The organism is Luteipulveratus flavus (assembly GCF_029439465.1).
GTDB classification, from domain to species: Bacteria; Actinomycetota; Actinomycetes; order Actinomycetales; family Dermatophilaceae; genus Luteipulveratus; species Luteipulveratus flavus.
This window is the reverse complement of sequence record NZ_JAROAV010000031.1, coordinates 179,083-204,093: the sequence shown is the minus strand read 5'-3', so window position 1 is coordinate 204,093 and position 25,011 is coordinate 179,083. Positions and strand designations below refer to the sequence as shown.

At 71.0% G+C, this 25,011-nt stretch carries 29 protein-coding genes; 7 read left to right on the top strand and 22 right to left on the bottom strand.

Features of this window, described 5'->3' with window-relative positions; all coding sequences use genetic code 11:
• Positions 1-52: 52 nt before the first annotated feature.
• The 4 genes from ilvA to P4R38_RS12895 are packed head-to-tail and all read right to left on the bottom strand — an operon-like array spanning position 53 to position 4,075.
• On the bottom strand, positions 53-1,321 hold the full coding sequence (gene ilvA, locus P4R38_RS12910; RefSeq protein WP_277192462.1) for a threonine ammonia-lyase IlvA: 1,269 nt from the start codon (positions 1,319-1,321) through the stop codon (positions 53-55).
• Complete coding sequence (locus tag P4R38_RS12905) at positions 1,318-2,061, bottom strand: alpha/beta hydrolase (protein WP_277192461.1); 744 nt, start codon at positions 2,059-2,061, stop codon at positions 1,318-1,320. The genes ilvA and P4R38_RS12905 overlap by 4 nt, the downstream gene beginning before the upstream one ends.
• A gap of 9 nt (positions 2,062-2,070) precedes the next feature.
• Complete coding sequence (locus P4R38_RS12900; RefSeq protein ID WP_277192460.1) at positions 2,071-2,325, bottom strand: hypothetical protein; 255 nt, start codon at positions 2,323-2,325, stop codon at positions 2,071-2,073.
• A 52-nt stretch (positions 2,326-2,377) separates the two neighbouring features.
• The gene (locus P4R38_RS12895) at positions 2,378-4,075 is read right to left on the bottom strand and encodes a 3-hydroxybutyryl-CoA dehydrogenase (protein WP_277192459.1); all 1,698 of its coding nucleotides are present in this window, start codon (positions 4,073-4,075) and stop codon (positions 2,378-2,380) included.
• An 85-nt stretch (positions 4,076-4,160) separates the two neighbouring features.
• On the opposite strand from P4R38_RS12895, the gene nucS reads away from it, so the two are divergent.
• Both nucS and P4R38_RS12885 read left to right on the top strand, forming a co-directional pair.
• Positions 4,161-4,856 carry an endonuclease NucS gene (gene nucS / locus P4R38_RS12890; RefSeq protein ID WP_277192458.1) on the top strand — a complete coding sequence of 232 codons (696 nt, stop codon included), beginning with the start codon at positions 4,161-4,163 and terminating at the stop codon, positions 4,854-4,856.
• A 48-nt stretch (positions 4,857-4,904) separates the two neighbouring features.
• Complete coding sequence (locus tag P4R38_RS12885; protein ID WP_277192457.1) at positions 4,905-6,437, top strand: gamma-glutamyltransferase; 1,533 nt, start codon at positions 4,905-4,907, stop codon at positions 6,435-6,437.
• A gap of 40 nt (positions 6,438-6,477) precedes the next feature.
• Here P4R38_RS12885 and P4R38_RS12880 read toward each other — a convergent pair whose 3' ends face one another.
• Positions 6,478-6,837 carry an STAS domain-containing protein gene (locus P4R38_RS12880; RefSeq protein ID WP_275238462.1) on the bottom strand — a complete coding sequence of 120 codons (360 nt, stop codon included), beginning with the start codon at positions 6,835-6,837 and terminating at the stop codon, positions 6,478-6,480.
• Between the two features lie 146 nt (positions 6,838-6,983).
• Here P4R38_RS12880 and P4R38_RS12875 point away from each other — a divergent pair, with 146 nt between their 5' ends.
• Positions 6,984-7,592 (top strand): cob(I)yrinic acid a,c-diamide adenosyltransferase, encoded by a 609-nt coding sequence (locus P4R38_RS12875; protein WP_277192456.1) that lies wholly within the window; start codon positions 6,984-6,986, stop codon positions 7,590-7,592.
• 35 nt (positions 7,593-7,627) lie between these two features.
• Here the strand turns inward: P4R38_RS12875 and P4R38_RS12870 are convergent, their stop codons facing one another.
• The 4 genes from P4R38_RS12870 to P4R38_RS12855 all read right to left on the bottom strand — a co-directional run bounded on the left by P4R38_RS12870 (position 7,628) and on the right by P4R38_RS12855 (position 10,405).
• Complete coding sequence (locus tag P4R38_RS12870) at positions 7,628-8,053, bottom strand: DUF2550 family protein (protein ID WP_275238460.1); 426 nt, start codon at positions 8,051-8,053, stop codon at positions 7,628-7,630.
• A gap of 12 nt (positions 8,054-8,065) precedes the next feature.
• On the bottom strand, positions 8,066-8,338 hold the full coding sequence (locus P4R38_RS12865; protein WP_275238459.1) for a F0F1 ATP synthase subunit epsilon: 273 nt from the start codon (positions 8,336-8,338) through the stop codon (positions 8,066-8,068).
• Between the two features lie 115 nt (positions 8,339-8,453).
• Positions 8,454-9,767 (bottom strand): uracil-xanthine permease family protein, encoded by a 1,314-nt coding sequence (locus P4R38_RS12860; protein ID WP_275238458.1) that lies wholly within the window; start codon positions 9,765-9,767, stop codon positions 8,454-8,456.
• Positions 9,764-10,405, bottom strand: coding sequence for a hypothetical protein (locus tag P4R38_RS12855; RefSeq protein ID WP_277192455.1), 642 nt, complete (start codon positions 10,403-10,405; stop codon positions 9,764-9,766). Before P4R38_RS12855 ends, P4R38_RS12860 begins: the two co-directional genes overlap by 4 nt.
• 60 nt (positions 10,406-10,465) lie before the next feature.
• On the opposite strand from P4R38_RS12855, the gene P4R38_RS12850 reads away from it, so the two are divergent.
• Positions 10,466-11,251: an MBL fold metallo-hydrolase gene (locus P4R38_RS12850; protein WP_277192454.1), complete on the top strand. Its 786-nt coding sequence runs from the start codon at positions 10,466-10,468 to the stop codon at positions 11,249-11,251.
• 97 nt (positions 11,252-11,348) lie between these two features.
• Here the strand turns inward: P4R38_RS12850 and atpD are convergent, their stop codons facing one another.
• From atpD to P4R38_RS12785, 13 genes are all read right to left on the bottom strand, one after another.
• Positions 11,349-12,806 carry a F0F1 ATP synthase subunit beta gene (gene atpD, locus P4R38_RS12845; RefSeq protein WP_275238455.1) on the bottom strand — a complete coding sequence of 486 codons (1,458 nt, stop codon included), beginning with the start codon at positions 12,804-12,806 and terminating at the stop codon, positions 11,349-11,351.
• A gap of 23 nt (positions 12,807-12,829) precedes the next feature.
• On the bottom strand, positions 12,830-13,738 hold the full coding sequence (locus tag P4R38_RS12840) for a F0F1 ATP synthase subunit gamma (protein WP_275238453.1): 909 nt from the start codon (positions 13,736-13,738) through the stop codon (positions 12,830-12,832).
• Between the two features lie 32 nt (positions 13,739-13,770).
• Positions 13,771-15,405: a F0F1 ATP synthase subunit alpha gene (atpA, locus tag P4R38_RS12835; protein WP_277192453.1), complete on the bottom strand. Its 1,635-nt coding sequence runs from the start codon at positions 15,403-15,405 to the stop codon at positions 13,771-13,773.
• A 98-nt stretch (positions 15,406-15,503) separates the two neighbouring features.
• A complete protein-coding gene (locus tag P4R38_RS12830) occupies positions 15,504-16,316 on the bottom strand; it encodes a F0F1 ATP synthase subunit delta (RefSeq protein WP_277192452.1) in 813 nt (270 codons plus the stop codon).
• Entirely contained in the window at positions 16,316-16,960 is a 645-nt protein-coding gene (locus tag P4R38_RS12825; protein WP_277192473.1) for a F0F1 ATP synthase subunit B, read from the bottom strand. Before P4R38_RS12825 ends, P4R38_RS12830 begins: the two co-directional genes overlap by 1 nt.
• A gap of 59 nt (positions 16,961-17,019) precedes the next feature.
• The gene (gene atpE / locus P4R38_RS12820; protein ID WP_457609447.1) at positions 17,020-17,238 is read right to left on the bottom strand and encodes an ATP synthase F0 subunit C; all 219 of its coding nucleotides are present in this window, start codon (positions 17,236-17,238) and stop codon (positions 17,020-17,022) included.
• Between the two features lie 116 nt (positions 17,239-17,354).
• The gene (gene atpB, locus P4R38_RS12815; RefSeq protein WP_275238449.1) at positions 17,355-18,173 is read right to left on the bottom strand and encodes a F0F1 ATP synthase subunit A; all 819 of its coding nucleotides are present in this window, start codon (positions 18,171-18,173) and stop codon (positions 17,355-17,357) included.
• Between the two features lie 130 nt (positions 18,174-18,303).
• On the bottom strand, positions 18,304-18,570 hold the full coding sequence (locus P4R38_RS12810) for an AtpZ/AtpI family protein (RefSeq protein WP_275238448.1): 267 nt from the start codon (positions 18,568-18,570) through the stop codon (positions 18,304-18,306).
• A gap of 33 nt (positions 18,571-18,603) precedes the next feature.
• Positions 18,604-19,077, bottom strand: coding sequence for a hypothetical protein (locus P4R38_RS12805; protein WP_275238446.1), 474 nt, complete (start codon positions 19,075-19,077; stop codon positions 18,604-18,606).
• 185 nt (positions 19,078-19,262) lie between these two features.
• Entirely contained in the window at positions 19,263-20,366 is a 1,104-nt protein-coding gene (locus P4R38_RS12800; RefSeq protein ID WP_275238445.1) for an MraY family glycosyltransferase, read from the bottom strand.
• A 6-nt stretch (positions 20,367-20,372) separates the two neighbouring features.
• Complete coding sequence (locus P4R38_RS12795; protein WP_277192451.1) at positions 20,373-21,650, bottom strand: serine hydroxymethyltransferase; 1,278 nt, start codon at positions 21,648-21,650, stop codon at positions 20,373-20,375.
• On the bottom strand, positions 21,647-22,525 hold the full coding sequence (locus tag P4R38_RS12790) for an L-threonylcarbamoyladenylate synthase (protein ID WP_275238443.1): 879 nt from the start codon (positions 22,523-22,525) through the stop codon (positions 21,647-21,649). Before P4R38_RS12790 ends, P4R38_RS12795 begins: the two co-directional genes overlap by 4 nt.
• A gap of 9 nt (positions 22,526-22,534) precedes the next feature.
• Positions 22,535-23,365: a hypothetical protein gene (locus tag P4R38_RS12785; protein ID WP_277192450.1), complete on the bottom strand. Its 831-nt coding sequence runs from the start codon at positions 23,363-23,365 to the stop codon at positions 22,535-22,537.
• Positions 23,366-23,431: 66 nt separating this feature from the next.
• On the opposite strand from P4R38_RS12785, the gene P4R38_RS12780 reads away from it, so the two are divergent.
• From P4R38_RS12780 to P4R38_RS12770, 3 genes are all read left to right on the top strand, one after another.
• A complete protein-coding gene (locus tag P4R38_RS12780) occupies positions 23,432-24,013 on the top strand; it encodes a pentapeptide repeat-containing protein (protein ID WP_277192449.1) in 582 nt (193 codons plus the stop codon).
• Entirely contained in the window at positions 24,010-24,501 is a 492-nt protein-coding gene (locus P4R38_RS12775) for an NUDIX hydrolase (protein ID WP_277192448.1), read from the top strand. The genes P4R38_RS12780 and P4R38_RS12775 overlap by 4 nt, the downstream gene beginning before the upstream one ends.
• 63 nt (positions 24,502-24,564) lie before the next feature.
• On the top strand, positions 24,565-24,945 hold the full coding sequence (locus P4R38_RS12770; protein ID WP_277192447.1) for a DUF1304 domain-containing protein: 381 nt from the start codon (positions 24,565-24,567) through the stop codon (positions 24,943-24,945).
• Positions 24,946-25,011 lie beyond the last annotated feature (66 nt).

Sequence of the window (25,011 nt, the reverse complement as noted above, 5' to 3'; positions counted from 1 at the left end):
ACACGCATACCTGTGCCAGCCGCCATCTTTCGCCGGGGAGAGGGCGGGGCGGTCAGACGAGGAAGCGGGAGACCGGGCTGCCGGGCGGGAGGCGCTCGATGTGCAGCGGACCGTGCTCCATGCGGAGCAGCAGGGCATCCAGGTCGTCGGGCGCGCCGAGCTCGATGCCGACCAGCGCGGGGCCGGTCTCACGGTTGCTGCGCTTGACGTACTCGAACAGCGTGATGTCGTCGTCCGGGCCGAGCACCTCGTCCAGGAAGTGCCGCAGCGCACCGGGCTCCTGGGGGAAGTCGACCAGGAAGTAGTGCTTGCGGCCCTCGTGCACCAGCGCACGCTCGACCACCTCGGCGTACCTGCTGACGTCGTTGTTGCCGCCGGAGAGCAGGCACACCACGGTCGAGCCGGGCTCGATGTCGAGGTCGTCGAGCGAGAGCGCGGCCGACGCCAGCGCCCCGGCCGGCTCGGCGATGATGCCGTCCTCCTGGTACAGGTCGAGCATCTCGACACAGACCAGGCCCTCGGGGACGGACTCCACCCGCGGCGGGTCGGCGTCGATGAGGTCGAAGGGCACGTCGCCGATCCGGCCGACGGCAGCACCGTCGACGAACGGGTCGACGTCGCCGATGTCGACCGGCTGCCCGGCCGTGAGGGCTGCGCCGAGACTCGGTGCGCCCGCCGGCTCGACGGCCACCACCCGCACCGACGGATGCCGTTCGCGCAGCCAGGCGAGACTCCCCGCCAGCAGCCCGCCACCCCCGACCGGAACCACGAGCACGTCCGGGGCGCGCCCGAGCTGACCGACGAGCTCGCGGATCGCCGTGCCCTGGCCGGCGATCACGTCCGGGTGGTCGAACGGCGGCACGAGGACCCGGCCGCTGCGCTCGGCGTACGCCCGCGAGGCCGAGGCGCTCTGGTCGAAGTAGTCGCCCTCGATGACCACCTCGACGGAGTCGCCGCCGATCGAGGCCACCCGGGCGCGCTTCTGCCGCGGCGTCGTCCGAGGCAGGTAGATGCGTGCGTGCACCCCGAGAGCCGCGCAGGCGAACGCCACACCCTGGGCGTGGTTGCCGGCGCTCGCGCACACGACGCCCGCGGCGGCGTCCTGCTCGGACAGCCGGGAGATGAGGTTGTACGCCCCTCGCAGCTTGTACGAGCGGACGGGCTGGAGATCCTCGCGCTTGAGCCACACCTGCAGCCCGGTACGCCGGGAGAGGCGGCCGTTGTGCTGCAGCGGTGTCGGGACGATGGTGCCGTCCAGGCGCTCGGCGGCCGCGTCGACGTCCGCGGCGCCGACGCGAGCACGACCGCGCACGCCGGTCACGACTGCTCCACGACCAGGTCGGCGTCCACCTCGACCGGCAGCTCGGCGTGCCCGGGCAGCACGGTCTGCACGATCTCGTTCAGGACCCGGCGGACGTACGGCTCCCCCACCCACAGGTGCTTGGCGCCGTCGACCCCGACGACCTTCGCCTGCGGGATCGCCGCGAAGCGCTCGGCCGCCTCCGCCGGACGCAGGTAGTCGTCGAACTCCGGCACGAGGCAGAGGACCGGCTTGCCCGACTCGGCCCACGCGGCCAGGTGCTCGGGCCGGGAGTACCGCAGCGGCGGGCTCAGCAGGATCGCGCCCTCCACGGACGGGTCCAGCCCGTGCATGAGCGCGAGGTCGGTCCCGAACGACCAGCCGAGCAGCCAGCGGCGGGGCAGGGCCGGAGCCTCGTGGAACTCGGCGTACTCGATCGCGGCCGCGACGTCGTACCGCTCGGAGTCGGCGGCGTCGAAGGCGCCCTCGGACGTGCCTCGCGGCGAGGTCGTCCCGCGGGTGTTGAACCGCAGCACGGCCAGGTCGGCGAGGGCGGGCAGCCGGTAGGACGCCTTCTTCAGGACGTGGCTGTCCATGAACCCGCCGTGCGTCGGCAGCGGGTGGAGCGTGACGAGCGTGGCGACCGGGTCGTGCGCCGCGGGCAGTGCGAGCTCGCCGACCAGCCGCAGGCCGTCGCCGGTGTCCAGCTCGATGTCCTCACGCCGTGCGGCGAGCACGGTGTTGGCGCGGATCTCGGTCACGAGCCTCTCCTACCTCCACGAGCCCTGCGGCGGACGTCGCTCGCGGGCGGACCAGCACGCGGTGTGCCAGTGGCGTCGATCTTCCACGTCGCCGAGGCCGTCTGCAGGCCAGACCACCACGTGGGCAGTCCGGGCCGACAGCCGCTGCTGGCAGCCGGGGCAGGTGTACCCGCGGTCCTCGACGCCCCCGCGCAGCTGCCGCACGTTCCACCGGCCACCGGCGTAGGACTCGGTGCGGACGCCACCGCCGAGGATCCGCGACACGTCGCCACGGGGCTCCTCACGCCGGCTGCGGTTGCGCCGAGGCACGACGGTCTCAGCCGAGGAACGAGCGGTTCGCGACGGCGTGCTCGACCAGCAGCGGCGACGGCGAGAGCGCCGGGTCCCCGGTCTCGGTCTGCATGTCGGTGAGTCCGTCGGCGACCTCGTCGGCGCCGATCTCGTCGATCATCGCGAACGGGCCCTGGGGGTAGCCGCAGCCGGCCGTCATCGCGGTGTCGATGTCGGCGGCGCCGGCGTATCCGGAGTCGAGCATCCGGACGGCGTCGTTGAGGTGCGGGTAGAGCAGCGCGTCGACCACCAGGCCGGCGCGGTCGCGGGTGACGAGCGTGACGAAGCCGGCCGCGGCGAAGGTCGCGTCGACGGAGCGCACCGCGCCGTCGTCCCCGTCGATCTGGCGCGCGACCTCGACCAGGGATCCCGAGCGGGTGGGCCGGTGGACGGCGACCGGCACGACCTGGACTTCGGGGTCGATCCGCCCCAGCAGCGCCCAGGCACTGGGCTCGTCGGTGGGCACGAGGACCGTACGGGAGTCCAGCGACTCGGCCACCGCACCGAACCACGCCTCCGGAGCCGTGCCGTGGCAGCACTCGCAGGCCGTGGCATCGGACGGGTCCACCCCCTCGGCGATGAGGCAGTCGCCGCTGCCGCAGTCCTCGCAGCTGCCTTCGGGGCCACCCACGAGGACGACGACCGGGGTCCCGGCGAGCGAGGCGGTGTCGGCACCCGGGTCGTCGACCGCCGTGACGGTGGTCCCCGCGGCGGTGAGCCGGTCCACCAGATCCGTCGCGAGGTCGCCGGTGCCGACCACCGCGACCGACGAAGCGGCGCCGGGCCGGCCGACGGCCTCCGGTGCGTCCGTGACGACACCCGAGCCCGGCTTCTCGTACGCGTAGAACCCCTGGCCGGTCTTGCGGCCGAGGCGACCGACCGTCACCAGCTGCTGCAGCAGTGCGGGCGGCGCGGCGGACGGCTCGTGGGTCGCGGCGTACAGCACGTCGCAGACCTCCTTCACGACGTCCAGCCCGATCAGGTCGGCGAGGGTGAGCGGACCCATCGGCAGGCCGATGCCGACCTTGCCGGCGGCGTCGATGTCCTCGCGGGAGACGTGACCCGTCTCGTACATCCGGATGGCGCGCGCCAGGTAGGTGATGAGCAGGGCGTTCGCGACGAAGCCGGCGCGGTCGCCGACCACGACGGGCTTCTTGCCGAGCCGGACGGCCAGCTCGCGGACCGCACCGGTGACCTCGTCGTCGGTGAGCAGGGTGGTGATGACCTCGACCAGCGCGAGCACCGGCGCCGGGTTGAAGAAGTGCATGCCGATGACCCGCTGCGGCTGCGCGGTGGCGGCGGCGATCTCGGTGAGCGACAGGCTGGAGGTGTTGGAGGCCAGGATCGCGTCCTCGCGCACGATGCCGTCCAGCGTGGTGAAGATGTCCCGCTTGATCTCCATCCGCTCCGGCACCGCCTCCACGACGAGGTCGGCGCCGGCGAGGTCGGTCAGCCGGTGGGACCAGGTGACCCGACCGAGGACCGCGGCCTGGTCCTCCTCGCTGAGCCGGCCCTTGGCCACGGCCCGGCCGGTCGAGGCCTCCAGGAAGCCGCGCCCGCGCTCGGCGAGCTCCGGAGTGCCGTCGACGCCGACGACCGACAGGCCCGCCTTGGCGAAGACCTCGACGATGCCGGCGCCCATCGTGCCGAGTCCGATGACGCCCACGGTGGTGATCTCACGCATGTCGCGCAGTCTCCCAGACGGCCGCACCGCCGCGAACGCCCCGTCCGAGCGGTGCGCCGCCGCGGCCCGTCGTAGGGTGCTGCGGGTGCGCGTCGTCATCGCCCGCTGCTCCGTCGACTACGAGGGACGCCTGCAGGCCCATCTCCCCCTGGCCACCCGGCTGCTCATGGTCAAGGCCGACGGCTCGGTGCTCGTCCACAGTGACGGCGGCTCCTACAAGCCGCTCAACTGGATGTCGCCGCCGTGCGCGATGGCCGAGGTGGCACCCACGCCGGACGAGCTCGAGGAGGGCGTCGTCGCGTGCTGGGTCGTCCAGCACGCCAAGTCCGAGGACCGGCTGCGGGTCCGGCTGCACGAGGTCCTGCACGACAGCTCGCACGACCTCGGAGTGGACCCCGGGCTGGTCAAGGACGGCGTCGAGGCGCAGCTGCAGACGCTGCTCGCCGAGCACATCACCACCCTCGGTGACGGCTACACCCTGATGCGCCGCGAGTACATGACGGCGATCGGACCGGTCGACATCATGTGCCGCGACGCCGACGGTCGCACGGTGGCGGTCGAGCTCAAGCGGCGCGGTGACATCGACGGCGTCGAGCAGCTGACCCGCTACCTGGAGCTGCTCAACCGCGACCCCCACCTCGCGCCGGTCGCCGGCGTCTTCGCCGCCCAGCAGATCAAGCCGCAGGCCCGGGTGCTGGCACAGGACCGGGGCATCCGGTGCGTCACGCTCGACTACGAGGCCCTCAAGGGGATGGACGACGCGGGCGCGCGCCTGTTCTGATCGACCGTTCCGGCAGGGACAGCTGGGCGGTCGGGCAGAATCGCGTTCATGCCGGTCCCGTCTCGGCGCACCGCCGTCGCCGCACCCAACGCCCTCGCCGCCCAGGCGGGCATCGACGTCGTCCGCCTCGGCGGCAGCGCGGTCGATGCCGCGCTCGCCGCGATGAGCGTCACCTTCGTCACCGAACCCGGGATCGTGAGTGCGCTCGGCGGCGCCTACGTCGCGGTCTGGCCGGTGGGCGGGGGCCCGGTCGTGATCGACGGCAACGTCGAGATGCCCGGACGAGGTCTCCCTCGGGAGCGGTTCGGGCAGGGTGTGCGCGAGCTGTGGCTGGACTACGCCGGCGGCATGACCGTCCACGCCGGCGCGGGATCGGTCGCCACCCCCGGCGCCTTCGCGGCGATGGACCTCGCACACCACCGGTACGGCCACGCACCGTGGTCCGAGGTCGTCGCGCCGGCCGCCGACGTCGCGCGCCACGGCTTCCGCGTCGGCGCGACGGCGGGCAGCTACCTGCAGCAGGTCGGAGACCCGCTGTTCAGCTTCGACACCGGGACGCGTGCGCAGCTCATCGGCGACGACGGGCGCCCCCTCTCTCCGGGCGACACCCTGGCCGACGACCGCCTCGCCGACAGCCTCGAGCAGATCGCCCACGAAGGAGCACGGGCGCTGTACGAGGGCGAGCTCGGCCGCCGCGTCGCCGACCACCTGCAGCACGAGGGCGGCCTGCTGACCCGGGCCGACCTGGAGGCGTACGAGCCCGTCGTCCGTCCCGCCACCCTGACCCGGCTGCGGGACTGGCAGGTCGCGACCAACCCGCCGCCGTCGATCGGCGGCCCGGTGCTGGCCGCGATGCTCCGTCTGCTGGAGGGCGAGGTGCCGAGCGCAGCGGCCATGATCGCCGTCCAGCGGACCGTGCTCGGCCACCGGCGCGACCGCCTCGACACCGCGCCGGACCTGGAGACCGCCGGCACGGAGCTGCTGGCCTCGCTCGACGCCCTGGTCCTGGACGCCGTCCCGCGCTCCCAGCACACCGCCCACGTCTCGGTCGTCGACTCCGACGGGCTCGCGTGCGCGATCACGGCCTCCTCCGGGTACTCCTCGGGCGTGACGGCGCCCGGCACGGGCCTGCTGCTGAACAACTGCCTCGGCGAGCCGGAGCTGAACCAGCGCGGGCTGCACGCCCTACCGCCGGGGACCCGGCTCGCGTCCAACATGGCACCCACGACCGCTCGGCACGACGACGGCAGCGTCCTGGCCATCGGCAGCCCGGGCGCGGACCGCATCACCACCGCGCTGGCCCAGGTGATCTCGCGGTACGTCATCGAGGGCTCCCGGCTGCAGGACGCGATCGACCAGCCACGGCTGCACGTACGGCTGCGCAGCGGCGACGGGATCCACGTCGAGCACGAGCCCGCGCCGGACATCTCGCGGACGCTGGCCTCGCTCGGCCTTGCGGGAACCGAGCACCAGGCCAACGCGATGTACTTCGGCGGCGTCGGGGCCGCGCACCGCTCGTCCACGGGGGACGTCAGCGCCGCGGCGGACCCGAGGCGAGCGGCGGCGACGGCTCTCGGCTGACCACCTCGGCTCGTGCGGCGAGCCGAGCGCTCGGGGCGGCTCAGGCGATGATCGGGTTGGCCGCGGCGTCCTGATGACTGCCGGCGATCACCCGGTTGAGCTTGGTGGCGCGCAGCAGCCGCTCCAGCCGCGGCGAGGCGTCGGCGATCACCAGACGACGTCCGGCCCGGCGAGCCCGGTGGTGTGCGCCCACGATCACCCCGAGACCGGTCGCGTCACCCACCTCGGCGTCCCCCAGATGCAGGACCAGGTCGCCCGACCCCGTGTCGATGGCCCGGCCGAGACTGATCCGGACATCCGCGACGGACTGGACACCGAGGACTCCGGAGATGCCGATCTCGGCACCGGGGACGACCTCGTGGACATCGGCATCGACGTCGCGACCGCTCGAGCGTGCCATGCTCTCTCCTCGTCGTCGCCTGCCGTGCACTCCATTGACGCATGAGGGCCCTGACATCGTTGGGTGCCCGAAGATAACGGTTAGGTCACGGGGGCGTCCTGCCGTCGGCGTCCGGGCCGTCCGCCACGTCTGACACGATCGCCCTCATGGTCAACCTCACGCGCATCTACACGCGCACCGGCGACGACGGCACGACGACCCTCGGCGACTTCAGCCGTACCGGCAAGACCGATCCACGACTGGTCGCGTACGCCGACACCGACGAGGCCAACAGCGCCATCGGGGTCGCGCTGGCGTGCGGCGACCTGCACGACGACGTACGGGCGGTGCTGACCCGGGTGCAGAACGACCTCTTCGACGTCGGCGCCGACCTGTGCAACCCGCTGGCCGCCGAGCCCGAGCACCCGCCGCTGCGGGTGCTCGCCGCGTGGATCGACGCGCTCGAGGAGGCCTGCGACACCTACAACGAACGGCTCGAGCCGCTGCGCTCGTTCGTGCTGCCCGGTGGCACACCCGCGGCGGCGCACCTGCACGTGGCCCGCACCGTCGTCCGCCGCGCCGAGAGGTCGGCGTGGGCAGCACTGGCGGAGTACGGCGACCAGGAGGCGCCCGTCGGCAGCGACCGCGGCGTGGGCGGGGTGAACCCGCTGACGGCGAGGTACCTGAACCGGCTGTCGGACCTGCTGTTCATCCTCGCCCGGGTCGCGAACCTGTCGCAGGGCGACGTGGCCTGGGTGCCCGGGGGCGACCGCTAGGACGGCGCGGCGTCGCCGGTGACGCGCCGCGCCGGTCAGGCGACGTTGGCGTTCAGCCCAGGTGGCGCCGACTCGGCCCAGGACCGCAGCGCGGTGTAGTCGGCCGAGGAGAGCGCGATGGTGAAGTCCCCGGCCCGCGAGGAGCAGCTCACCGACACCGCGTCCGGCATGGAGACGGGGCGCCCGCCGTGGATCGGCAAGGGCGCCCCGAGGTCGAGATCACCACGGACCCAGCGGTCGCGCGGTCGTACGGAGAATCCGAGGAAGGGGAACCAGCACACCTCGGACGCGGTGACCCGGGCCATGCCGAGGGTCCAGCCCGAAGGCTTCTGGCGGGCCATCAGCATCAGCGGGCAGCCGCGGGCGATGGCCTGCCGTCGCAGCACGAAGGCGCAGGCGATGAGGACCAGCAGGAGACAAACCCCCCCCAGGACCTCGCCGGCCAGCCGAGTCCCCGCCATACGGCCCCTGACTCAGCCTGCGAGAGCCGAGGCGTCGACGGTCTCGGCGACCAGGGTCACGCGGTTGTCGTCGACGCTGAGGAAGCCGCCGTCGATCGAGACGGACTGGCGCTGGCCGTCGAGCGGGTCGATGTGGACCTCGCCCTCGGCGAGAACGGCCAGGATCGGCTCGTGCCCGGGCAGGATGCCCAGCTCGCCCTCGACGGTGCGCGCGAGGACGCGGCTGGCCTCGCCTTCCCAGACCTTGCGGTCGGCGGCAACGAGCTCGACGGTCAGCTGGCTCACGGGTGTCCTTCCGGGGCAGACGTGGGGTACAGGACCATCGTACCGGCGCCGGGAGCGGCGCCGCGCCACACCTCGACATTCGACCGGACCGACCGGACCGGCCGGGCCGCCTCGGTCAGCGTTGCTCGGGCAGAGCTCGTGACAGCCGGTTCAAGGCCGTCATCACGTGGTAGACGAGCAGCGCCGCTGCGGTCCCGAGCGCGATGCCGGCGAACTGCAGGTCACCGACGGCCCAGGTGTAGTCGGCGATGCCGATCACCAGTGCCACCGCGCAGGTGAGCAGGTTGACCGGGTGGCCGAAGTCGACCCGGTTCTCGACCCAGATGCGGACGCCGAGCATGCCGATCATCCCGTACAGCGCCGTCGCGGCACCGCCGAGCACACCGGCCGGGATCGTCGAGATCGCGGCTCCGAACGTCGGTGAGAAGGACAGCACCAGGGCGGTGACCCCGGCCACCCAGTACGCCGCGGTCGAGTAGACCTTGGTCGCGGCCATGACTCCGATGTTCTCCGCGTACGTCGTCGTACCCGACCCACCGCCGAGTCCGGCCAGCGTCGTCGCGACGCCGTCGGCGAGCAGGGCGCGCCCGGAGACCGGGTCCAGGTCGCGCTCGGTCATCTGGGCGACCGACTTCACGTGCCCGATGTTCTCGGCGACGAGCACGAGCACGACCGGCACGAACAGGCCCACGGTCGACAGGTGGAAGGTCGGCGTCGTGAAGTCCGGCAGCCCGACCAGGTCGGCCGCGCGGACCGGGTCCAGGTCCACCTCGCCGGAGACGAGCGCCACCACGTAGCCGACGATCACCCCGATCAGGATCGACAGCCGGCCGAGCAGCCCGCGCAGGAGCACGGTCGCGAGGATGATCACGGCCAGGGTGATCACGGCCGTGACGGGGGCCTTGACGACGTTCGCCTTCGCCGCGGGTGCGAGGTTCAGCCCGATCAGCGCCACGATCGCACCGGTCACCACCGGCGGCATCAGGACGCGCAGCCAGCCGGCGCCCACCGCCTGGACGAGCAGCCCGACGAGCGCGAGCGCGACGCCGGTGAGCACGACTCCGCCGAGCGCCCCGGACATCCCGTGGTCGCTCTTGGCCGCGGTGATCGGCGCGATGAACGCGAACGACGACCCCAGGTAGGACGGCACCCGGCCCGCGGTGACGATCAGGAACAGCAGGGTGCCGATCCCGGAGAAGAAGAGCGTGGTCGCGGGCGGGAACCCGGTGAGCAGGGGCACCAGGAAGGTCGCGCCGAACATCGCGACGACGTGCTGCGCCCCGATGCCGATCGTGCGCGGCCAGGTCAGCCGCTCCTCCGGCGCCACGACCGAGCCCGGCTCGACCGTCCTCCCGTCGCCGTGCAGGCGCCAGCCGAGACCGGCTCCCTCCGTCGCGGTGCGGGCGCGCCGGAGCTCAGGACGCCTCATACGCGCAGCTCTCCGGCCGCACCGCCGAGGACGCCGACGAGCCGGTCGGCCACCGAACGGGCGTTCGCGTGCAGGGACTCCAGCGGCATGCGCGGCAGGTTCTCCTCCCAGTCCAGCAGGGGCGACCCCCGCAGCTGCAGGATGCGCGCGGGCCGGCCGAAGAAGAACAGGTGCAGGTGAGCACCGCCGTCGCCGTACTTCGCCAGCTGCGAGCGACCGACGCTCGGGAGCGCCTCCACCGCCGCGGAGATGACCGTGATGAGCCGGCCCATCTCGGCCGCCAGCTCGGCGGGCAGGGTCGGCAGGTCGTAGTGCTCCCGGGTGCCGAGGAGCATCGTGATCGGCAGCCCGGTGTCGATCGCGAGATCGAGCTTCCAGCGGTCGTTCGTCCAGACCCGCCGCTCGACGTCGACCGTCACCGGCTCGGCGCACCAGCACTCCGCCGGATCCTCGCCGCTGCGGGGTGGCTCGTCGGCGGCGAGCGGCCGGATGGGTTTGAGCCGCAACGAGTCCAGCTCGTACGGGAAGATGTCCCAGCCCGGCATCTCCTCGACGGCGACCGGCAGCCGGCCCTCGTCGTCGGTCGCGGCGAGGATCCGCGCGTAGTAGTCCTCGATGCTCTCCGGATCCCCTGTCACGAGTGGTCAGTATGCCGACCTGGACAGGCGCCACGTGCGCAGTTGGCTACGTTTGGCCTCATGTCGGCTCTGCGCGAGGTCGCTCCCGACGTCCTGGTCGCCACGCACGCGTACTGCACGACGACCACCACGGTCCTTCTCGGGCCGGGCTCGGAATGCCTGGTGGTCGACCCGGCCGTGCTGCCGGGTGAGATCGACGCCGTCGCCGCGGAGCTGGACGAGCGCGGCGTACGCGTGGGGCTGGGCTTCTCGACCCATCCGCACTGGGACCACCTGCTGTGGCGGTCGAGCCTCGGCCACGCCCGGCGCCTCGCGACGCGGGCGGCGACCGACGCGGTTCGGGCGCACCTGCCGACCGTCCGGGCCGAGGCGCGGACGTCGGTGCCCGAGGTCGACACCACCGCTCTCGGCGACGTCGAGGCGCTCCCGCGCGGGGCGCGCACCCTGCCGGCGCCCTGGCGACATGTCCAGGTGCTCGAGCACCGCGCACACGCGCCCGGGCACGCCGCCCTGCTCGTCCCCGACCGCCGCACCCTCATGGCCGGCGACATGCTCTCCGACGTCGAGGTACCGCTGCTCGACCTCACCGCTGACGACCCGGTGGGCGACTACCACGCGGCCCTGGACCTGCTGGCGGCCGCGGCCGCCGACGTGGACGTCGTCGTGCCCGGGCACGGCGGAGTCGGCGACGGCCGGGAGCTGCGGCGGCGCATCGACCATGACCGCCGCTACCTTCAGGAGCTCCTCGGCTCCCAGCCGTCCGCGGACCCCCGCCTGGAGCGAGGACCGGACTGGCTGCGCGCCGAGCACGCCGCCGCCGTCCGCTGGGTCCGCGACCACAGGTGACCGGACCGACCCGGCGTCGTCACGCGAAGAACGGTGGAGGAGACGGACGAGGCCCCGCCCGGACGATGTCCGGACGGGGCCTCCTCGCTGAAGGAGATCAGAGGTTCTTCTGGATCTCCGACCACTGGCGCTCGACGTCGTCGAGGCCACCGCACATGAAGAACGCCTGCTCGGCGACGTGGTCGTACTCACCGTCGGCGATCTTGGTGAACGCCTCGATGGTGTCGACCAGCGGAACCGTCGAGCCCTCGATGCCGGTGAACTGCTTGGCGACGTAGGTGTTCTGCGACAGGAAGCGCTGGATACGACGGGCGCGGTTGACGAGGACCTTGTCCTCCTCGGACAGCTCGTCGATACCCAGGATCGCGATGATGTCCTGCAGCTCCTTGTTGCGCTGCAGGATCCCCTTGATCCGGACCGCCGTGTCGTAGTGGTCCTGCGCGATGTAGCGCGGGTCCAGGATGCGCGACGTGGAGGTCAGCGGGTCCACGGCCGGGTAGATACCCATCGACGCGATCTCACGCGAGAGCTCGGTCGTGGCGTCCAGGTGGGCGAACGTGGTCGCCGGAGCCGGGTCGGTGTAGTCGTCGGCCGGCACGTAGATCGCCTGCATCGAGGTGATCGAGTGACCACGGGTCGAGGTGATGCGCTCCTGCAGGATGCCCATCTCGTCGGCCAGCGTCGGCTGGTAACCCACCGCGGACGGCATACGGCCGAGCAGCGTCGACACCTCCGAGCCCGCCTGGGTGAACCGGAAGATGTTGTCGATGAACAGCAGCACGTCCTGGTTCTGCACGTCGCGGAAGTACTCCGCCATCGTCAGACCCGACAGGGCGACGCGCAGACGCGTGCCCGGCGGCTCGTCCATCTGACCGAAGACGAGGGCGGTCTGACCGAGAACCCCGGCCTCCTCCATCTCGACCATCAGGTCGTTGCCCTCACGGGTGCGCTCACCGACACCGGCGAACACCGACACACCGCCGTGGTCCTTGGCGACGCGGGCGATCATCTCCTGGATGAGCACCGTCTTGCCGACGCCGGCACCGCCGAACAGGCCGATCTTGCCGCCCTGCACGTACGGGGTCAGCAGGTCGATGACCTTGATGCCGGTCTCGAACATCTGGGTCTTGGACTCCAGCTGGTCGAACGCCGGGGCCTTGCGGTGGATGCCCCACCGCTCGTTGACCTCGAGGGTCTCGCCCTCGGCCAGGTTGAGGCAGTCACCCGTGGCGTTGAACACCTTGCCGAGGGTCACGTCACCGACGGGCACCGAGATCGGGCCGCCGGTGTCCTTGACCTGCGCGCCACGGACGAGGCCGTCGGTCGGCTGCAGCGAGATCGCGCGGACCATGTTGTCGCCGATGTGCTGGGCGACCTCGAGGTTGAGAGCCTTGGTCTCCTCGCCGAGGGTGACCTCGGTGACGAGCAGGTTGTACGGGTCGGGCATCGTCTCGACCGAGAACTCGACGTCGACGACGGGGCCGATCACGCGCGAGACGCGACCGACGCCACCCTCGACGGGCGCCTGCGCCTCGTGGGCTGCTGTAGCAGTCATGGGTGTCACTTTCCTTCTTCGGGTCAGGCGTCGGCCAGCGCGCTGGCGCCGCCCACGATCTCGCTGATCTCTTGGGTGATCTCGGCCTGACGGGCCTGGTTGGCCAGTCGGGTGTAGGTCTTGATGAGCTCCTCGGCGTTGTCCGTCGCCGACTTCATCGCCCGCTGGCGGGCGGCCAGCTCGGAGGCCGCCGCCTGCAGCAGCGCGTTGAAGATGCGCGACGTGACGTACTTCGGCAGGAGCGCGTCGAGGACCCGCTCGGCGCTCGGCTCGAACTCGTACAGCGGCACGGGCCCGTCCGGCTGACCGTCACCGTCGGCGTCCAGGTCGCCCTCGACGACCTCCAGGGGCAGCAGGCGCAGGTCCCGCGGCTCCTGGGTCACCATGTTGACGAACGTCGTGTAGACGACGTGCACCTCGTCGACGCCGCCCTCCTCGGAGCCCTTGACGAACTCCGCGGTGAGCCGCTCGCCGATCTCCTTGGCGACCTCGAACTTCGGGCTGTCGGTGAAACCGGTCCACTCGGCGGCGTACTCACGGCGACGGAACTTGTAGTAGCTCACCGCCTTACGACCGACGAGGAACGGCACGACCTCCTTGCCCTCGTTCTGCAGGCGCTCGATCAGCTCGGCGCTCTTCTTGATGGCGTTGACGGAGTACGCGCCCGCGAGACCACGGTCACTGGTCAGGATCAGCACCGCCGCACGGGTGGGGTTCTCCCGCTCCGTGGTCAGCGGGTGCTGGGTGTCGGAGTGGGTGGCCACCGCCGAGCACGCCCGCGTGAGCGCCATGGCGTACGGGGTGGACTCGGCGACGTACTGACGCGCCTTGACCACCCGCGACGCCGCGATGAGCTCCATGGCGCGCGTGATCTTCTTGGTGGCCTGGACCGACCGGATGCGCTGGCGGTAGACCCGCTGCTGCGCTCCCATAAGAGCCTCCTTCTCGTCTCGTCAGCGGCAGATCAGGACTGCTGCTTGACGATCTGGGCCTGGTCCATCTGGTCCTGGGTGATCTCGTCGTGCTGCTCCGAGCCCTCGCCGCCCCGGTCCTCGCCGGCCTGGAACTCCTGCTTGAAGCGCTCCATGGCCTGCTCGAGGGTGGCCTTGCCGTCGTCGTCGAGCTTGGTGGACTCGCGGACCGCGTCCAGGAAGCCCTTCTCGTTGCGACGCAGGTGGTCCAGCCACTCCGACTCGAACCGGCCGACGTCCTCGGCCCGCACCTTGTCGAGCTGACCGGTGGTGCCGGCCCAGATCGCGGCGACCTGCTCCTCGAGCGGGTACGGGCTGTTCTGCGGCTGCTTGAACAGGTTCATCAGACGCTCACCGCGGGCGAGCTGCTGACGCGACGCGGCATCCAGGTCGGAGGCGAACATCGCGAACGCCTCCATCTCGCGGTACTGCGCGAGGTCGACCTTGATCGAGCCGGTGACCGCCTTCATGGCCTTGGTCATCGCGGCACCACCGACACGGGAGACGGAGATACCCACGTCGACCGCCGGACGCTGGTTGGCGTTGAACAGGTCGGACTGCAGGAAGATCTGACCGTCGGTGATCGAGATGACGTTGGTCGGGATGTACGCCGAGACGTCGCCCGCCTTGGTCTCGATGATCGGCAGACCGGTCATCGAGCCGGCGCCCAGCTCGTCGGAGAGCTTCGCGCAGCGCTCGAGCAGACGCGAGTGCAGGTAGAACACGTCACCCGGGTACGCCTCGCGGCCCGGCGGGCGGCGCAGCAGCAGCGACATCGCGCGGTACGCCTCGGCCTGCTTGGACAGGTCGTCGAACACGATGAGGACGTGCTTGCCGTCGTACATCCAGTGCTGGCCGATGGCCGAGCCGGTGAACGGCGCGAGGTACTTGAAGCCGGCAGCGTCACCCGCGGGGGCGTTGACGATGGTGGTGTACTCCATCGCGCCGGCCTCCTCCAGGGTGCCGCGGACCTCGGCGACGGTGGAGTTCTTCTGGCCGATGGCGACGTAGATGCAGCGGACCTGCTTCTCCGGGTCGCCGGTCTCCCAGTTCTGCTTCTGGTTGATGATCGTGTCGGTGGCGATCGTCGTCTTGCCGGTCTTGCGGTCGCCGATGATCAGCTGACGCTGACCGCGACCGATCGGGGTCATCGAGTCGATGGCCTTGATGCCGGTCATGAGCGGCTGGTGCACCGACTTGCGGGACACGACGTTCGGGGCCTGCAGCTCCAGGGCGCGACGCGAGTCGGCCTTGATCTCACCGAGACCGTCGATCGGGTTGCCGAGCGGGTCGACGACGCGACCGAGGTAGGCGTCACCGACGGGGACCGAGAGGACCTCGCCCGTGCGCTTGACCTCCTGGCCCTCCTCGATGCCGTTGAAGTCACCGAGGATGACGACACCGATGTCGGTGACGTCGAGGTTCAGCGCGAGGCCGAGCGTGCCGTCCTCGAACTGGAGCAGCTCGTTGGTCATGACCGAGGGCAGGCCCTCGACGTGGGCGATGCCGTCTCCGGCATCGACGACGCGACCGACCTCTTCACGGGACGCCGCGCCGGGCTCGTAGGACTGGACGTACCCGTCCAGCGCGTCACGGATCTCATCCGGACGGATCGAGAGCTCCGTCATCATCTACTCCTTCGTGCCGGGTCGCCCACCGTGGTACGTCCCGAAGTCATTGTGTGTCGTGCGAGGTCTGCTGCTGTGGTCTGCGCCGACGAGCCGGGCTAACCGGCGAGTCCGCGCCGCGCCTCGTCGAGACGACGCGCGATCGTGCCGTCGATGACCTCGTCACCGATCTGCACCCGGATACCGCCCACGACCTCGGGGTCACGGACGACGTTGATCTGAACAGGCTTGCCGTACATGTCCGACAGCGCCTGCTGCAGACGCTGCTGGTGCGACTCGTCCAGCGACGTCGCCGTCGTCACCAGCGCCGTGAGCTGCTCACGGCGTCGGGTCGCGACACCGACGTAGCTCTCCAGCGCCTTCTCGAACCGGCGACCGCGCGGGTGCTCGGCGGCGTGGGCCGCCAGCCGCACCGACTCCGGTGCGGCCTTGCCCTCGAGTAGCCGACGGGTCAGCGTCGCCTTGTCGGCTCCGCTGCGCTGCCGGTCGGCGTACGCGTCCCGCAGCCCGGCGTCACCGGAGACGGTGCGCGAGAAGCGGAACAGGTCGTCCTCGACCTGGTCGATGCGACCCTGCTGCTCAGCGTTGACCACGACCGACTCGACGGCCAGCAGGTCGACCGCCTCGGCGAGGTCACGCTCGGCGCTCCAGCGCTGGGCGACCAGCGTGCGCACCAGCCCGACCGTCTGCTCGGAGACCCTGCCCCCGAACAGCCGCTCGACCAGCTGCTGCTTGGCAGCCACCTCGCGGGAGGGGTCGGCCGCCGCACGACGCAGGGAGGCGCTGCTGTCCAGCGTCTGCCCGACGAAGAACAGCTCCTCGCCGACCTGCGCCGGGTCGACGACCGACGCCAGCGTCCGGCCGAGCTCGTCGCGGCCCTGGGCCAGGGCCGCCCGGGAGGGGCCCTGCATCAGGACTCCGCCCCGGCCGGCGTGGCACCGCCCGCGGACGGGGAGCCGCCCGCGACCGTGGCGTCGCCGGACGACGCGCCGCCGACCTTCTCGGGCGTCACCTGGCCGGCCTCCAGCTCGGCGAGGAAGCGCTCGACGATGCCGCGCTGGCGCGTCTCGTCCTCCAGCGACTCACCGACGATGCGGCCCGCGAGGTCGGTCGACATCCGACCGACGTCGTTGCGCAGCGTGACGGCGGCCTGCTGACGCTCGGCCTCGATCGACTTCTGTGCCGAATCGGCGATACGAGCGGCCTCGGTGCCGGCCTGCTCGCGCGACTCCGCAACGATCTGCGCGCCCTGGGCGCGCGCGTCCTCGCGGATCTGGGCAGCCTCGGCACGAGCATCGGCCAGCTGGGCCTCGTACTGCGCCTTGGCAGCCTCGGCCTCTTTCTGGGCCTCCTCGGCCTGAGCCATGCCACCTTCGATGGCGGCCGTCCGCTCGGCGTACGCCTGCTCCAGCTTCGGGACGACGTACTTGGCGACGACCCACAGGAGGGCGAGGAAGACGACCGCTCCGAAGATCAGCTCCCCCAGATGGGGAACGATCGGGGGACGCTCGCCGACCTTGTCCTCACTCACGACGGCGACAGCCGCGGTGGCGATGTTGTGCACGGGATTCTCCTAGGTCCGCAGGGGCGCGGGAACGGGTCTACCGAGTTCGGTCAGGCCGATCGGAAGACGAACGCGAGGACCAGACCGAAGATGGCCAGCGCCTCGGCGAGCGCGAAGCCGAGGATGGCGATCGACTGCAGCATGCCGCGGGCCTCGGGCTGACGAGCGACGCCGTTGATGTAGGCGGCGAAGATGAGGCCGATACCGATACCGGGACCGATGGCCGAGAGGCCGTAGCCCAGGATCGCGATGTTGCCGCCGAGGTTGATGGTGCCTTCCACGATGGTCTCTCTTTCGTGTTTTCGGGGGTCCCCGTCCGACACCGCGTCGAACGGAAGCTTGAGTGGTGGTGCTGTTCAGTTGTGGGTCGAACGGCTCGGGTCGATCAGTGGTGGTCGCTGAGCGAGTCGGCGATGTAGGTCGCCGCGAGCATGGTGAAGATGTACGCCTGCAGGGCCTCGATCAGGATCTCGAAGACGGTCATCGCGGCCGCGAGGATGTACGAGCCGGCGCCGAAGACCTTCATGTGGATCCCGTCGGCGTGGAACATCATGTACTCGCCGCCGAGGATGAAGAGCAGCAGCAGCAGGTGGCCGGCGAACATGTTGCCGAAGAGTCGCAGCGCGAGCGTGACCGGCCGGGTCACGAAGTAGGTGATGATCTCCAGGAAGAGGATCAGCGGCACGATCGCCGTCGGAAGGCCGTCCGGGATCAGGCTCTTGAGGTAGCCGATGACACCCTTCCGCTTGAACGCGAGGACCTGGTAGATCACGTACACCAGCAGCGCGAGGGCGATCGGGAAGCCGACCCGGCCCATCGTCGGGTACTGGAACGGCGGGATGACGCCGAAGAGGTTGTTGACCAGGATCGTGCAGAAGAGCGTGAACAGCAGCGGGACGTACCGCAGGAACTCCTTGGACCCGATGATGTCCTGGGCGATGCCGTTGCGGACGAAGTTGTAGCCCTGCTCGGTGATCCACTGACCCTTGCCCGGCACCACCGCGGCCTTACGGGTGGTGACGATCAGGAACGCCGCGATCAGCACCGCCGAGATGGCGAACAGCGCCATCGGGCGGGTGAAGGAGAAGTCACCGGAGCCGAACAGCGGCTGGTAGAACTCCTCGGGCGTGGGCGCCTCAAAGCCGTCGCCGCTGTCGGACGCAGCGCTGAGACCGCTCACGGCGGCCAGCACGGTGTAGCTCACGAGATCTCCTCGACCTGGTGCAGAACTTCGGACGGGTGGGTGGGCGACGGGTGGGGGGTGAACCCGATTGCCCCAGGATCGGAGCCGCGCTGCGGTGACGCGCTGCGGGAGGGCTCATGACCTGCGGAAGTCAGGATGAACCGTACCGGACCCAGATCAGGTACATGGACAGGGCCATCCCGCCGAGGATCCCGATGACCACGAGGAAGCTCGTACCGAACCAGTGGTCCAGCAGCAGTCCGATGCCGCCGTACAGCACCGGCCCCGAGATCAGATGGGCGGTGACGGTCCACGCGACCGACTCCGGGATCGGTGCCTCGCGGTACTCGCGGGTCTCCGAGCGGCCGGTGTACGCGGGCCGGGAGTCGGCGGGATCGTGCGGTGCGGGAGTGCTCATGCGGGTGTCCTGTACGACGGGGGGTGCTCCTCATCATGACCGCTCCTCGTCATCGACCGCAGGAGAGTCGTAGACCGGCTTGCGCATTCGCATGAACGCGAGGACCTGGGCCACCTGCCAGACGAGTGCGATGACGAGGACCGCCAGGCCGAAGGCCACGCCGTCGATCCAGTCGACGCCGCCGAGCACCAGAATGATGATGCCCAGGAAGATGATCTGGCCGAGGTAGACGGCGAGCGCCCCGGCCATCATGGTCATCGGGTTGTCGCCCGCGATCCGCTGCATGACGGCGAGGCCGGCGGCGAAGAAGAGGATGGCGATCAGGGCGCCGAGCGCGGCGGAGCCGCCGCCCTTCGCGTCCCGCACCAGCCAAAGGACGATGACGACGACCGGCAGGGCGATCATCGTCGCCACTGCGCCGGCTCGAAGCATCACGGCGAAGGGACGATCGCCGACCGGCACGGCGTCCATGCGCTGCTTGCCGTTGTCTCTCGGGCCGGAGTCCATGGTCGGGCTTCCTTAATCTGCACAGATCGTGGGCGTCGAAGGCGCCTCGCGAAGAGGCAATCTGGCGTTCGTTCGAACGCTTGTGAAAACTATCACAAGCATCTGACGCGCTGCCAGTCGGCCCCACCTCTCGACCCCGCACGGATGGTGGGCAAGCAGGCGCCGACAGCCGGACGGGCCCGGCGTCAGAGCGACGAGCGTCGGGCCTGGCTCCAGCGCGGGACACCCCAGGTCAGCACGAGCGAGAGGCCGAGCAGCCCGGCGAGCAGCGCCGTGGCGCCGCCGGCCGGGAGGAAGGCGTACCCGAGCACGCCCGCCGCGATCGACAACGACCACAGGTAGAAGATCAGCACAGCCCTGCGGTGCGTGTGGCCGATCTGCAGCATCCGGTGGTGCAGGTGCTTGGAGTCAGGCTGGGAGAACCTGCCCCGCCGGCGGATGATCGCCATCACGACGTCGAGCACCGGGAGAGCCAGGATCGCCACCGGCAGGGCCAGCGGCAGCCACTGCGCGACAGTTGCCTGACGGTCGTCGCTGTTGGCCGGGTCGAGGTTGCCGGTCACCGAGATCGTCGCGGCCGACAGCAGCAGCCCGAGCAGCAGCGCGCCGGAGTCCCCCATGAACAGCCGCGCCGGGTGGAAGTTGTGCGGCAAGAACCCGACGCAGCAGCCGACCAGCCCGGCCGCGACCAGGGTCGCGATGGAGAAGACGTTCGGGGTCTCGCTGCCGGAGCTGATCTGCGGCTGCGAGTACGCCCACACGAAGAAGGTGAGCGCGGCGATCGCCACCACCCCCGCCGCCAGGCCGTCCAGGCCGTCCACGAAGTTGACCGCGTTCGTGGTGACGAGGACGACCAGGACGGTGAGCCCGACGAGCACGGGCTGCGGGAGCACCGTGACTCCCCCGATCGGCAGCTGCAGCAGCTGCACCCCGGAGAACGCCATCACCCCGGCGGCGATGATCTGCCCCGCGAACTTGGTGAGCGCGTCCAGCTCACGGAAGTCGTCGACCGCGCCGAGGCCGCACATCAGCACGGCGCCGGCGAGGACGCCGACCACCTCGCGAGTGGAGAGGGTCGACAAGTAGGGCAGCTGGGTGCCGACGAGCATGGCGACACCGAAGCCCAGCAGCATCGCGATGCCACCGAGCCGAGGGATGGGTACGGAGTGCACGTCCCGGCCGCGGACGGGAGTCACCGCGCCGAAGCGGACGGCGATCCACCGGGCCAGCGGCGTGGCCACGAAGGTGAGCACGGCCGCGACGACCGCGACCAGGACGTACTCGCGCACCGATCGTCAGGCGTGCGGATACGTCGGGAAGCGCCCCACCAGGTCGGTCACCTGGGCGCGGACGTCCTTGGCGACGGCGTGGTCGGGGTCGCCGTCGCCCTCGGTGATCGCGCGGTGGATCAGGTCGGCGATCTGCTTCATCTCCTCGGTGCCCATGCCCTGGGTGGTCACCGACGGCGACCCGACGCGGATGCCGGAGGCGATGTTCGGCTTCTGCGGGTCGAAGGGGATGGCGTTCTTGTTCAGCACGATGCCGGCGGCGTCCGCGCGCAGCTCGGCGTCCGCGCCGGTGACGCCGATGCCCTGCAGGTCGTGCAGCGAGAGGTGGGTGTCGGTGCCGTTGGTCGTGGGCCGAATCCCCTTCTCCCCCAACGATGTCGCGAGCTGCTGGGCGTTGGCGATGACCTGCTTGGCGTACGCCGCGTACTCCGGCGTCGCGCACTCCTTGAAGTTGACGGCCTTGGCCGCGATCGTGTGCATCTGCGGGCCGCCCTGCATCATCGGGAAGACGGCCTTGTCGAGCGCCTTGGCGTGCTCCTCCTTGCAGACCAGCGCGCCCGAGCGCGGGCCGCGCAGCACCTTGTGCGTGGTGAAGGTGACGACGTCGGCGTACGGCACGGGCGAGGGGATGGCCTGGCCCGCGACCAGCCCGATGAAGTGCGCGGCGTCGACCCAGAAGATCGCCCCGACCTCATCGGCGATGGCGCGGAAGCGCTCGAAGTCGATGAGCCGCGGGATGGCCGAGCCGCCGGCGAGGATGACCTTCGGCCGGTGCTCCTTCGCGAGCGCCTCGACCTGGTCGTAGTCGATGTCCTCGGTCTCCTTGTCGACGCCGTAGTTGACGGCGCTGAACCACTTGCCGGAGAAGGACACCTTGGTGCCGTGCGTGAGGTGGCCACCGTGCGGCAGAGACATCGACAGGATGGTCTCGCCGGGCTGCATGAACGCGCCGTAGACCGCCTGATTCGCGCTGGCGCCGGAGTGCGGCTGCACGTTGGCGTGCTCGGCGTCGAACAGCGCCTTGCACCGCTCGATCGCCATCGTCTCGGCCTTGTCGACCTCGGAGCAGCCGCCGTAGTAGCGACGCCCCGGGTAGCCCTCGGCGTACTTGTTGGACAGGGTCGAGCCCAGCGCGGTGAGCACGGCCGGGCTGGACATGTTCTCGCTCGCGATCAGCTGCAGCCCGCTGCGCAGCCGGTCGAGCTCGGACAGCAGCACGCCCGCGATGTCGGGATCGAACTGCGCGAGTGCGTCGTAGTCGGAACCGTAGAAGGGCGTGCTCATCGGTGATCACCTGTCGCTGGGTCGGACTCGGTCGAGGACTCGCCGACGGGTTCGGCCGGCGGAAGGACGGAGCTGCCGAACGACCGTGACGGCTGCACCGTGGAGGAATCGTGCCAGTGCTGGCCCAGCGAGGGCTCACCGGCATCGTCGACGTCGGCGGAGGACCCGATCTCGACGCCGTCGGGGACCTGGGGCGCTCCCCCGCTCAGTCCGTCGTCGCCGGTGTCGGGAGCGACCAGGTGGATGTCACCGAGCACCTCACGCAGCTGCTCGACGCTCACCGCGCCCTCCCGGAGGACGACCGGGTCGGGCTTGGTGCAGTCGACGATCGTCGACGGCTGCACCGTCTCGCGCGGGCCGTCGTCGAGGTACACCTCGGCGTACGGACCCAGCTGGAAGCCCGCATCCGTCGCCGTGGTGGCGGCCGGCTGGCCGGTCCGGTTGGCGCTGCTGACCGCGAGGGGGCCGGTCTCCGCGAGCAGGGCCAGGGTCAGCTCGTCGTCCGGCATCCGCAGCCCGACCGTGCCATTGGTGTCGCCGAGGTCCCAGGACAGGGACTGCTGTGCCCGGACGACCAGGGTCAGCCCACCGGGCCAGAACTCCTTCATCAGCCGCTTGACGTACGCCGGCATCGCCATGGCGAGCCCGTCGACCGTGCGGTGGTTGGGGACGAGGACCGGGGGCGGCATGTCACGGCCGCGCCCCTTTGCAGTGAAGATCGCGGTGACGCCGGTCGGGTTGAACGCGTCGGCGGCCAGGCCGTACACCGTGTCGGTGGGGAGCACGACGAGACGGCCGTCACCGAGCGCCTGGCGCGCAGCGGCGAGCCCGTCCTCCCGGCCCTCGGCCGTCGAGCAGTCGTAGACCGGGCTCACTCGCCCCTCCTAGAAGTCACCGAAGCCACCGCCGAAGTCTCCCCCATCGAAGCCGCCGCCGTCGAAGCCGCCGCCGTCGAAGCCACCGCCGGAGCCGGAGTCGGCGAACCCGGCGTCGGTCGCGCTCGTGTCGCCGGCGTCCGTACCCCCGGTGTCGCCCGAGTCCTGCCCGGTATCAGCGGAGTCGGACTGGTCCTGACCAGAGTCGGACTGGTCTTGACCGGAGTCGGACTGGTCCTGACCGGCGTCGCCGGAGTCGTTGTCGAACAGCTCCTGCGCGATCGCCGTGCCGATGAAGGCGCCCGCCACGCTGGTCAGCAGCATGCCGCCCATCGACAGGCCCGCTCCCCCGGCGCGACCGCCGAGACCCGGCCTGCCGAACGCTCGCTGCAGCGTGCCGGGACGCTGCATCTCGATCCGCGTGGCGCTGCGCGCGAGCGACTGCGGCGAGTCGTCACGCGGCGCCTCCTGCGGGGCCTCCTGCGCCAGCTTGTTCAGGACCTGGGCGCGCTGGGCCGGCGTGAGCTGGGCGAAGGCCTCCTCGTGCGCACGCTCGATCTGCTCGGGCGGAGCCGTACGAAGGAGGTACTCGTACCGCTGGATCGCCTGCTGGTCGGCATCGGCGCTACCCGGGGGCGGCTGCTGCGCGGCGGCTGGCTGCTGCGCCGGTGCCGGGCCATCCTGGGCGCTGCCCGGTTGGTACGGCTGCTGAGGGTAGGCCTGCTGCGGCTGACCGCCGGGCGGCTGCTGGTACCCCGGCTGGGGCGCCTGGTAGCCCTGCTGCGGCTGCTGCTGGTCCTGCTGGTCCTTGCGTCCGAACAGACGGTCCAGGAAACCCATGACTGCCTCGCCTCCATGTCGCGGTGCATCGAGCGTAGTCGGCGGGGCGTGGCACAGTGCACCCCCATGAGCGCCCCCGCGACCACGGACACGACGTACGACGGCGCCTCCTTGCGCGCTCTGCTCGCCGCCGCGACAGCACCCCTGACGCTGACCCGGTGCGACCTGCAGGACGCCGACCTGCGCGATGTCGACCTGTCCGAGGTCACGTTCGTCGACTGCACGATGGACCGGGTGGACCTGCGCGGTGCTCTGCTGGCGGACACGACGTTCCGCGGCTGCCGCCTGATGGGCGCGAGCTTCGAGTCGGTGCGTGGCCTGGGCTTCCGGCTGGAGCGCTGCAACCTGTTCGCAGCGAACCTCACCGGTGCCCCCCTCGCCCGCACGGACCTGTCCGGCTGCCGGCTGACCGAGGCCGTCCTGCGGGGGACGGACCTGCGGTCGTGCGTCCTGGACGGTTGCGACCTGCTCGGCGCCGACCTGTTCGAGGCCCGGCTCGAGGGCACCGACCTGCGGGGAGCCGCTCTCGGCCCGTGCGACCTGGACCGCCTGCGGGCGATGAAGGGCGCCCTCCTGACGACGCGGCAGGCGATCGCGATCGTCGAGGAGCTCACCGGTGCCACCGTCAGCGACCCGGTCGCCTCGTGACGAGCACGCAGCCTCGGATCCGCCAGGCGGTACGCGCGATCGTCCTCGACCGCGACCGGCACGTCCTGCTGGTGCACTTCGACTGGCCCGGTCTCGACGTACCGGGCGGGTTCTGGGCCTGCCCGGGAGGCGGGATCGAGGAGGGTGAGCAGCCCGAGGACGCGCTGCGCCGCGAGCTGGGCGAGGAGGTCGGTCTGCTCGACCCGCCGATCGGTCCCGCCGTCTGGCGCAAGACGCACCTGTTCTCCATGGACGGCTGGGACGGGCAGACCGACACTTTCCATCCGGTCGTCGTGGAGCGGTTCGAACCCCGCCCGGCGATGACCACCGAACAGCTGGCCGCCGAGCGGGTCCACGACATCCGGTGGTGGTCCCCGAACGACCTGCGCACGGCGGGGGTGACCTTCTCGCCGAGGCGGTTGCCCGAGCACCTCGACGCGCTGGACGACACCGGCGCCGCCGGGGTGGTCGAGATCGATCCCCTCTAGGGTCGCTCGCCCTAGCATCGGCTGCAGTCGGCGCGGTCACGGCGCCCGGAGCGAGGACGTCCCATGCTGGTGGCCATCCCGGCGGCACTCGCCGCTCTCGTACACGTCTACATCTTCGTGATCGAGTCGCTCAGGTTCACCGACCCGGCGACCATGCGCACGTTCGGCGTCCGGTCGCACGAGGACGCCGAGATCATGCGCCCGTGGGCGTTCAACCAGGGCTTCTACAACCTCTTCCTCGCGATCGTCACCGTGGTCGGGCTCGTGCTGCACGCGACCGACCACCAGGAGGCGGGCACCGCACTCGTGGCGTCCGCCACGGCGTCCATGCTCGCCGCGGCGGTCGTGCTGATCGCCGGCGACCGGAGCAAGGCGCGGGCGGCATCCGTCCAGGGCCTCTTCCCGATGCTCACCCTCCTCGCGCTGGTGACCGTCGGCTGGTGAGCGGCCACGCCCGCTGCGACGGCCGATGAGAACGACTGCCGCTGTTGTGGTCATCCGTGACGAATC

Bases quoted from the DNA above. Each gene is read 5' to 3' on its own strand.
- P4R38_RS12895 (WP_277192459.1), bottom strand. From the start codon at position 4,075: ATGCGTGAGATCACCACCGTGGGCGTCATCGGACTCGGCACGATGGGC.
- P4R38_RS12885 (WP_277192457.1), top strand. From the start codon at position 4,905: ATGCCGGTCCCGTCTCGGCGCACCGCCGTCGCCGCACCCAACGCCCTC.
- P4R38_RS12880 (WP_275238462.1), bottom strand. From the start codon at position 6,837: ATGGCACGCTCGAGCGGTCGCGACGTCGATGCCGATGTCCACGAGGTC.
- P4R38_RS12875 (WP_277192456.1), top strand. From the start codon at position 6,984: ATGGTCAACCTCACGCGCATCTACACGCGCACCGGCGACGACGGCACG.
- P4R38_RS12870 (WP_275238460.1), bottom strand. From the start codon at position 8,053: ATGGCGGGGACTCGGCTGGCCGGCGAGGTCCTGGGGGGGGTTTGTCTC.
- P4R38_RS12860 (WP_275238458.1), bottom strand. From the start codon at position 9,767: ATGAGGCGTCCTGAGCTCCGGCGCGCCCGCACCGCGACGGAGGGAGCC.
- P4R38_RS12850 (WP_277192454.1), top strand. From the start codon at position 10,466: ATGTCGGCTCTGCGCGAGGTCGCTCCCGACGTCCTGGTCGCCACGCAC.
- atpD (WP_275238455.1), bottom strand. From the start codon at position 12,806: ATGACTGCTACAGCAGCCCACGAGGCGCAGGCGCCCGTCGAGGGTGGC.
- P4R38_RS12840 (WP_275238453.1), bottom strand. From the start codon at position 13,738: ATGGGAGCGCAGCAGCGGGTCTACCGCCAGCGCATCCGGTCGGTCCAG.
- atpA (WP_277192453.1), bottom strand. From the start codon at position 15,405: ATGACGGAGCTCTCGATCCGTCCGGATGAGATCCGTGACGCGCTGGAC.
- P4R38_RS12830 (WP_277192452.1), bottom strand. From the start codon at position 16,316: ATGCAGGGCCCCTCCCGGGCGGCCCTGGCCCAGGGCCGCGACGAGCTC.
- P4R38_RS12810 (WP_275238448.1), bottom strand. From the start codon at position 18,570: ATGAGCACTCCCGCACCGCACGATCCCGCCGACTCCCGGCCCGCGTAC.
- P4R38_RS12805 (WP_275238446.1), bottom strand. From the start codon at position 19,077: ATGGACTCCGGCCCGAGAGACAACGGCAAGCAGCGCATGGACGCCGTG.
- P4R38_RS12795 (WP_277192451.1), bottom strand. From the start codon at position 21,650: ATGAGCACGCCCTTCTACGGTTCCGACTACGACGCACTCGCGCAGTTC.
- P4R38_RS12785 (WP_277192450.1), bottom strand. From the start codon at position 23,365: ATGGGTTTCCTGGACCGTCTGTTCGGACGCAAGGACCAGCAGGACCAG.
- P4R38_RS12780 (WP_277192449.1), top strand. From the start codon at position 23,432: ATGAGCGCCCCCGCGACCACGGACACGACGTACGACGGCGCCTCCTTG.
- P4R38_RS12770 (WP_277192447.1), top strand. From the start codon at position 24,565: ATGCTGGTGGCCATCCCGGCGGCACTCGCCGCTCTCGTACACGTCTAC.